The organism is Spirosoma sp., from assembly GCF_048594605.1.
Lineage (GTDB): Bacteria > Bacteroidota > Bacteroidia > Cytophagales > Spirosomataceae > Spirosoma.
Map to the genome: position 1 here is coordinate 1 of NZ_JBMDWV010000105.1, position 6,441 is coordinate 6,441.

10 protein-coding genes are annotated in these 6,441 nt (G+C 43.0%); 7 read left to right on the forward strand and 3 right to left on the reverse strand.

The window, feature by feature from the left end:
• Window positions 1-29: 29 nt before the first annotated feature.
• A complete protein-coding gene (locus ACOJS8_RS06140) occupies window positions 30-518 on the reverse strand; it encodes a hypothetical protein (protein WP_420147653.1) in 489 nt (162 codons plus the stop codon).
• 450 nt (window positions 519-968) lie between these two features.
• Window positions 969-1,469: a hypothetical protein gene (locus ACOJS8_RS06145; RefSeq protein WP_420147654.1), complete on the reverse strand. Its 501-nt coding sequence runs from the start codon at window positions 1,467-1,469 to the stop codon at window positions 969-971.
• Between the two features lie 221 nt (window positions 1,470-1,690).
• Between ACOJS8_RS06145 and ACOJS8_RS06150 the strand changes: the two genes are divergently transcribed.
• A complete protein-coding gene (locus tag ACOJS8_RS06150; RefSeq protein ID WP_420147655.1) occupies window positions 1,691-2,362 on the forward strand; it encodes an AAA family ATPase in 672 nt (223 codons plus the stop codon).
• 488 nt (window positions 2,363-2,850) lie between these two features.
• On the opposite strand, the gene ACOJS8_RS06155 is transcribed toward ACOJS8_RS06150, so the two are convergent.
• Complete coding sequence (locus ACOJS8_RS06155) at window positions 2,851-3,267, reverse strand: hypothetical protein (protein ID WP_420147656.1); 417 nt, start codon at window positions 3,265-3,267, stop codon at window positions 2,851-2,853.
• Between the two features lie 125 nt (window positions 3,268-3,392).
• On the opposite strand from ACOJS8_RS06155, the gene ACOJS8_RS06160 reads away from it, so the two are divergent.
• From ACOJS8_RS06160 to ACOJS8_RS06185, 6 genes are all read left to right on the forward strand, one after another.
• Complete coding sequence (locus ACOJS8_RS06160) at window positions 3,393-3,842, forward strand: LexA family protein (protein ID WP_420147657.1); 450 nt, start codon at window positions 3,393-3,395, stop codon at window positions 3,840-3,842.
• Between the two features lie 2 nt (window positions 3,843-3,844).
• Window positions 3,845-4,048 (forward strand): hypothetical protein, encoded by a 204-nt coding sequence (locus ACOJS8_RS06165; RefSeq protein ID WP_420147658.1) that lies wholly within the window; start codon window positions 3,845-3,847, stop codon window positions 4,046-4,048.
• A gap of 34 nt (window positions 4,049-4,082) precedes the next feature.
• Window positions 4,083-4,979: a Y-family DNA polymerase gene (locus ACOJS8_RS06170; protein ID WP_420147659.1), complete on the forward strand. Its 897-nt coding sequence runs from the start codon at window positions 4,083-4,085 to the stop codon at window positions 4,977-4,979.
• A 3-nt stretch (window positions 4,980-4,982) separates the two neighbouring features.
• Window positions 4,983-5,126 (forward strand): DUF4113 domain-containing protein, encoded by a 144-nt coding sequence (locus tag ACOJS8_RS06175; RefSeq protein ID WP_420147660.1) that lies wholly within the window; start codon window positions 4,983-4,985, stop codon window positions 5,124-5,126.
• A gap of 533 nt (window positions 5,127-5,659) precedes the next feature.
• Window positions 5,660-6,193, forward strand: a complete 534-nt coding sequence (locus tag ACOJS8_RS06180; protein WP_420147661.1) for a hypothetical protein — start codon at window positions 5,660-5,662, stop codon at window positions 6,191-6,193.
• A 47-nt stretch (window positions 6,194-6,240) separates the two neighbouring features.
• On the forward strand, window positions 6,241-6,441 hold a 201-nt coding region (locus ACOJS8_RS06185), incomplete at its 3' end, for a hypothetical protein (protein ID WP_420147662.1).

The following is a 6,441-nucleotide window of genomic DNA, read 5'->3' on the forward strand; positions in this document are numbered from 1 at the left end:
TAAAAGACGTCCATACAGCAAGCCGTGTGTTAGAATTTAAGTTTTACAGACCAAACACCCCCAGTTTCTACTGGTTTTGGTCCTAAACTTTCATCCATTTTATAGCGGGCATTCCGATCAATACTACCGGTTCTTTTACCATCTATCCAAGGACTAATACGTCCAGAAGCAATCACATTTGATCTATAGGTACTTTCACATCCATCACCTGCATCAAAATTACATGAACAGCCATCGGTTTTAATCCAAGTATCGTAAAAAGCAAACCAGATCGTTGCCTCACCCTTTGTCTGCGAATCAAACCCCTTAACATACTCAACAAGAGCATTCCAATGATCAATGCTACTCGGATTATAGTCCTGAGCTACTATTTCTATGCAATACGATGTTGTACGTAGGGCCTGTCCATATGAGCTTGTTTTTATAACTTTAAACTCTGGGTTCTTATTTTGACCGATCGAATAGTGTGAAATAATAAATAAGATCGGTAATAAGATGTTAAATAGTAGTGTCTTCATAAGATTGATAGAAATGGTTGATAGCCAACAAAAATACTTAATCGATGCGGTTTATTTGAAGACGAACCTAGCGCATTAATACGCATTCCGCGTATCATACCCCGCATTGTCCATGTGGTATGTCAGAATTTTAACCAGCATGGGTCTACACTGCAAAACGGGGCCAAAATGAAAATAGGGCGTAAGAAAACCCAATATTTAGCACAGCTAAGTTTACTTTGATTGTTTGACCGCCCGGCGGCCCGGTGAGTTCTTTGCTTTGAAATGGGGAAAAATAGCCTGTATTCTGCCTAGTTATTCGTCAGTAATGTAAAGGACCGTTTTCTTTACTTTGACTCAAAATCAGCACTTTACGGGCCTGTTTTCATTTTGGCCTCGTTTTGCACTAAAGACCCACTACGGAATAATAGCAATCCTAAAGGGTCGGCATTTATGCCGATTCTAAACTGACTAGAATGTAAATTTCAGTTTGAAGCTTCCATTTTTGACACTGATCATTTTGTTGGAGTTATCATAAGCGTCGAAGTTGAAAGTTCCTTCAACTTCATGGTTATCTACCCTAGTAACATTACATGTTCCAACACTTACAGGATTATTGTAATTGTAAAAGTTGGTGTTTTTATCGTAGATCTCGAACCTGTTTTTTTTGAAAATAGAGTAGAATATTGGCAATGTTGCAGGTTTGCCAGTCAAACCACCGATCGTAGTGAATTGTATGTATGTTACTTCTTCATCATTTGAACCGCCTACGCTGAAGTAGTTAGTTGTTTGAGTATTTCCAGTGATGTCGTTACTTGCCTTAGAATTTTTACCATCAAATTTGTATATTTTACCTTCTACTGTAGCTTGAATAAAGTATGTTGATACTGGATTGGCCGACGGATCATCAGAGCTTTTCTTGCACCCGCTAAATAATATAGGAATAAGCAGCAGTAGGTATAGAGGTCTCATTTTAAGGTGGAGATTAGATGCATTTCTAAGATAATACTAACTATTTGAACCTGAGTATTTGGGGCTTGTGACTTTATTATACGTAGTATTTAGCTATTTTTATTTATTAAGTTAGCGTACAAAAACCAGCACTATTTTCAGCACTATTTTCAACAGTTATTGTAGGACTTGTTTTTATGCCAGAATAAGCATTACTTGCCGCATCATTAATCGCACATAAAATGGCAGTATTTGTAACAGCAGGTGTCAAGGGCGGTAGTGGCCGCAGCACCATTGCCGAGCATCTGACCGTATGGCTGGCCAGGCAGGGGGGCGACGTTCTGCTAGTCGATGCCGATGACCAAGCGACCGTCAGCGACTTCACCGCCTGGCGGGAGCATACGCTGGATGGAAATGTCGGTTATACGCTGGTCCAGCTATTGGGCGCGAACCTGCGCAAACAGGTCGAGACGATGAAACCCAAATACGACCATGTGATCATCGACACAGGTGGCCGCGACACCACCAGCCAACGAGCCGCCCTATTCGTAGCTGATATTGCCCTGGTGCCCGTACAGCCCCGCAGCCACGATGTCTGGACACTCGCCAAACTGACGGAAATGTTAGCCGAGATACAGGCGACCCGTGCAACAGCGCTGACGGTACACAGCTTCCTGAACCGAGCCGACATCACCAGTGCTGATAATCGAGAGGCCGCTGAGGCCCTAGCCGGAATGGCTGATCTTGGTTTCGTACCCCATGCCATCAAGAATAGAAAAGCGTTCCCATCAACAGGAGCAAAGGGTCTTACAGTATTCGAGGCCGAACAGCCTGACCAAAAAGCAATCACTGAATTGAACGATCTTTTTAACGCAGTATCTAATGCCCGTATCAACAGCACCACCAAAGCGTAAAACGCCCACAGAGGCCGACATAGAGGCCGTGATCAACAAAGGTCTGAAACCTGCTGACGAACAGCCAGAGGACGATGATAAACCTGCCCACGTCAATACCCGATTGACACGCGGTATCCTTCGCCAGATAGACGCGCTTCGAGCGCAGCGCACCCGCAAGCCGGGGAGTCCGAAGTTAGGCATATCGACACATGATTGGATCGTCGAGGCAGTGTTGGAGAAATTAGATCGAGATTTAGCACCAAAATAAGCACTGAAAAATGTATTTATAAAATGATGAGAGTCATTCGCTACTGTGGCTATCCCATTATGCGGGTAAAGTAGCGCCCTCTGCAAAGCGGGCGGCTGTTTGTCTGATTACTATACCGAAGCTGGAGGGGGAGAACTGCACAGCAAGCATTGCCGTGTACATATCCATAATAAAACCTTACACCTATGACCAACGATAATCAGAAGAAGGCCATTGCGGGAGATTTTTACGAATGTTATTACGCTTCGGTTTCCAAATCGTCAATGAGCTTACTGACTAACTCCTTAAGGCCTGCCTCGTTATGACTGCCGTCTACAACCGCACGAGCTGCGGTTATTATATCCTGATCATCAATGCTGGCCTGAGTTTCTAGCTTACTAAGCTCGTCATCCTGTCCACGATGATCAGCTGTCTGCTCGTAGCCTGTTCTTCGGGCATCTTGAGAATCTTTAGCCGCAAAGGCCTCTAGGTCTGAATTGGACAACAGTACCGTTATAAAATGAATTGTTTCTCTGTGTTCAGTGGATTGTTGAGCAAATTCATTCAGGGCCAAATTAAAATCAGAGATCTGTTTTGCTGGCTTAGTAACGTTCGGAAACGTATCGATAAAGTGGTCATCGAATTCCTTTGCAGCATTGAGCAGTTCTTTGTTCATGTTTTTGTCGTTTGTATTCTATGACAACACATTTATACAGGTGGTTGATTACGTTTATTGTGTTGCATTTGTATTATACATAACAAAACTATAATATAGCGGTTCTTGTTTTTAAGCGCACCGTTATGTCAGACAGGAGTAGTAGAAAGCGGCCCAATCAGTTTATAAAAGCAGTCGTCAGAAAACGGCTCCGGATTCCTTTCTTCCAGTCAATGATACAGGCGGGTTTTCCGTCTCCGGCTGAAAACTACGTCGAGTGGGTTTGTGATCTGAACGACCTGTGTATTACCAATACAGAAGCTACCTACTTCGTGCGTGTGACGGGCGACAGCATGACCGGCGACCGCATTGAACCCGGCGACATACTGATTGTCGATTGCTCCCGCGATCCGGTAGAAGGTAAAATCATGGTGGTCTGGTACAATGGGGCACATACGGTGAAGCGTGTTCACTACGCGGATGACGTGATTGTGCTGATACCCTCCAACCCGAAGTATGAACCGATCGATGTGTACCCCGGCGATGATTTCAGAATCTTCGGTGTGGTTACGTATGTCATCCAAAAACCCCTGTAGTTATGCTGGCTTTATGCGACTGTAACAATTTCTACGTAAGCTGTGAACGGGCATTTAACCCGGCGCTTGAAGGCAAAGCCGTTGGTGTGCTGTCTAACAAGGATGGGTGCCTGATCGCCCGCTCAAACGAACTGAAGGCATTAGGGGTAAAAATGGGGGGCGCCTTACTTCCAGTTAACCGATCAGATAAAGCAGCACGACATTAAAGTGTTCAGCAGTAACTATACGCTCTACGGGGACATGAGTGGCCAGGTCATGGCTACGCTGGGCCGGTTCGTAGAAGACGTTGAAGTGTACAGCATCGATGAGGCCTTTCTAAACCTCAACGGTTATGAAGCGCTGTATCCCGACCTGACACAGTTTGCTCGAACGCTACGTTCGACCATTGATCAGTGGACACGTATACCCGTGAGCGTTGGCATCGCTCCGACAAAAACACTCTGTAAGGTTGCCAATTACTACGCCAAGCGCAGGCCTGAACTAGGCGGGGTTATACTCGTCGATACGGATGAGAAAATTCAGGAGTTACTGACTGACTTTGACGTTGCGGATCTGTGGGGCATCGGCTGGCGATACGCGGGTATGCTGAAACGTAACGGCATTCGTACCGCCTTGCAGCTACGTAACGCACCGGACGACTGGATAGGGGAGAAGCTAACGGTTAATGGCCTCCGCCTAGCGTATGAATTACGGGGGATTCCGTGTAAGTTACTGGAGCTGGAACCGCAGCCAAAGAAGTCTATCTGTTCAGCGCCGAGTTTCGGCAAACTCGTTCCCGATCTGGCCACGATCACAGAGGCCCTGACCACGCACGTGAGCCGGGCGGCTGAGAAGTTGCGGAAACAGGATTCCGCTGCCGGCACGTTGACGGTTTTCATTCACACGAACCGGTTCAAGCGGTCACCGAATGGTGAACTCGCGAAGCAGTATTACAACAGCCGAACCGTCGATCTGCCGCACGCAACGAGTAGTACGTCTGAACTGGTGGGATATGCGCAGGCTGCCCTGAAAGCCGTGTTTCGCTTTGGTTACGAGTTTCAGAAGGTGGGCGTGATTCTATCGAACCTTGTTCGTGTCGAATTTCAGCAACAGGATCTGTTTATGGCTGGCCCGGATCGACGCATGGCCAAGCTATAGAAAGTGGTTGATACCCTGAATTATCGGTATGGGCGGGATAAAGTTCGGGTTATTGATGCTGGTTACAATCCGACATGGCACCACAAGCGACAGTATCTGTCACCACGTTACACGACGGATTGGAATGATATTCTACCAGTAAAGTAGTATTCGTATCGTTACAATGTAAATACTGCTTTGCAAATCCATAATATTCCCTCCTAGCGTAAGCACTGTCTATGAAAGAGTATATAAAGGCAACAATGGTTTGCCTATTCTATCCCTATCCATGCTTGATAAAATTTCGGTGCTAATTACTCAGCACCGAAAAGACAGTTATTTGTACTTGTTATAGAAGTTTTATAAATTTTTATAACGATATTATGCATGCATACTTTTTTTTTAAGTTCACTAAATTTTAACTACTGTTTTGAGTCTTTAACTATACAAGCAATACGCATACCTACTTTCAACTCAGTACTTAATTTTTACGGCCATTTTAAGTCTTATATAGTGTAAGGGCCAACAAGAGAGAATAATAGATTTAATATATCTATCTCTAATAAAAGTACACTAAAAACGAGTTTACTCAACGACGAAATATCTAAAATTGACAGACAGTAAATTACCGTTATTAGCATTATGCTATTCATATGCACGCACGAATCGTAAAGTAGCCCACAACAAATCGATTTATTGCAATGGAAAGATATCTCGCAGTACAGTTCTTAACTAGCGCTGAATTTGAAGAGTTAACTCAAATGGTTTTCTTTTTTACAATTAATCAAGTGTCAAAAAAGGTAAACGGATGCTTCGAGTATAAGAGGGATCTCGCTGAAGAAATACAAGCTGAAGCTATGGCTAAATTTGTTGAATATGTACTTAATGATAAGAATTCAGTAGAGTCCAAAGAAGGTCTAGTATGTAAAATTGTACTTAACATTATTGCAGATAGAGGCAAAAACCGGAACAAATTCTATAATAGAATATTAAAAGATAGTGATCACATATTTTCAGAAGGTCAATCCTTAGAAGATTATTCACCGGAAGCATTATTAGTACTAGAAAATGATTTAAATGATCTGGTGAAGGAAGCTAAACTAAACATAATTGAAAGTAAAGTTATAACAATGTTAAATCATGGTTATAACAAAAAATCAATTGCTGAAAGGCTTAATGTTTCACCACCATATATCTCTCAAGTAGTAAAAGCAGCCAAAGAGAAATTTTTGTAACCTCTTATTACTGAGCGACTTTTTTTTAACTCTTAAATATGAATAAAATGGAAAATAATATCCTGTTTACGATTTACGACTTGGTAAAATGTGTAGTAATAAATGCACGAAGAAAACCAGGTGAAGAGGTCTGTCAGTATATTTCATTAGTAATAGTACATATAGATAGGGACAAACGATTTTTTTATGAAGAAGTTATAAATGGAGTAATTATAGTTGTAAAAGAAATCCTACGAGATACCAGAAAA